Raw genomic sequence first — 1,267 nt, 5'->3', positions numbered from 1 at the left:
TTGGAGGCGCTGCGAGAGCAATCAACGGTTACGGATCTGGCGCAGCGCTACCAGGTGCATGTGAACCAGATTTATGCGTGGAAGAAGCAGCTTCAGGATCAAGCGGTTCGGGCGTTCGACGCGGGCGCTGGTCGGGATGGCGAGGCGGCCCACGAACTGGAGGTCGAGAAACTCCACGCCAAGATCGGACAATTGACTGTCGAGCGAGATTTCTTAGCCAGGAGGTCCGGAAGATGAGCGCGCCGGATCGCCGAGGATTGCTTCAGCGCGATCATGAGAGGCTATCGATCCGCCGGCAATGCCAACTGCTGAGCGTTGCTCGATCGAGCGTATATCGGCCGCCGCGGCCGGCCAATGACAACGACCTTGAGCTGATGCGGCGGATCGACCAGCTGTTCACGGCCTGGCCGTTCCTGGGCTCGCGGCGGATGACGGCGATGTTCAATGGCGAAGGCTGTCGCATCAATCGCAAGCGCGTGCAGCGGTTGATGCGCAAGATGGGTATCGCGGCGCTGGGACCCAAGCCCAGAACCACCAAGCCGGCTTCGGGACACAAGATCTTCCCGTATCTCCTGCGCCATATGGTGATCGACCGGCCGAATCAAGTGTGGGCGGCCGATATCACCTATGTGCCGATCGGCCAGGGCTTTCTATATCTGGTGGCGATCATCGATTGGGCGAGCCGTGCGGTGCTGGCCTGGCGCCTGTCGAACACGATGGACACATCGTTCTGCGTGTCTGCGCTGAAAGAGGCCTTGGCGCGCTTCGGCCGGCCTGAGATCTTCAATACCGACCAGGGCAGCCAGCTCACCAGCGCCGCCTACACCGGCACGCTGGCCACCACCGGCGTCAGGATCTCGATGGATGTCGCGGGTGCTGGATGGACAACGTGTTTATCGAGCGGCTGTGGCGCTCGCTCAAATACGAGGACATCTATCTCAAGGGTTATTCGGATGGTCACTATGCCAAAGCCGGAATCGCCCGATGGATCGAATTTTACAATTTCCAGCGCCCTCATCAGGCGCTGGAAGAGCCGCGCGCCGATGACGGTCTGGCGGGCCGGTGTCACCGGCGCATTCGGCGAAGAGGCTGTGGATATGACGCTTCTCGCAAGCGAGAAGCTTGGACAACGCTGCGCGTTGCCCACATCCCCACAGCCACAACAGCAGCAAGCAAGAGTAGCGTAAAGTTTTTGGGAAGAAGGAACGGCAGCAGCTTCACTTAAGAAACCCGGACCCAGTGGTCCTCAGCATAGGGTCCACTTCAC

1 pseudogene is annotated in these 1,267 nt (G+C 60.4%); it reads left to right on the top strand.

From position 1 onward, the window contains the following. Positions 1 to 1,045: pseudogene (locus HCN50_RS32960) on the top strand (IS3 family transposase); the annotation flags it as partial. Positions 1,046 to 1,267: the final 222 nt, after the last annotated feature.

Source organism: Bradyrhizobium archetypum, from assembly GCF_013114835.1.
Lineage (GTDB): Bacteria > Pseudomonadota > Alphaproteobacteria > Rhizobiales > Xanthobacteraceae > Bradyrhizobium > Bradyrhizobium archetypum.
This window is presented reverse-complemented; position numbering and strand designations above follow the sequence as displayed.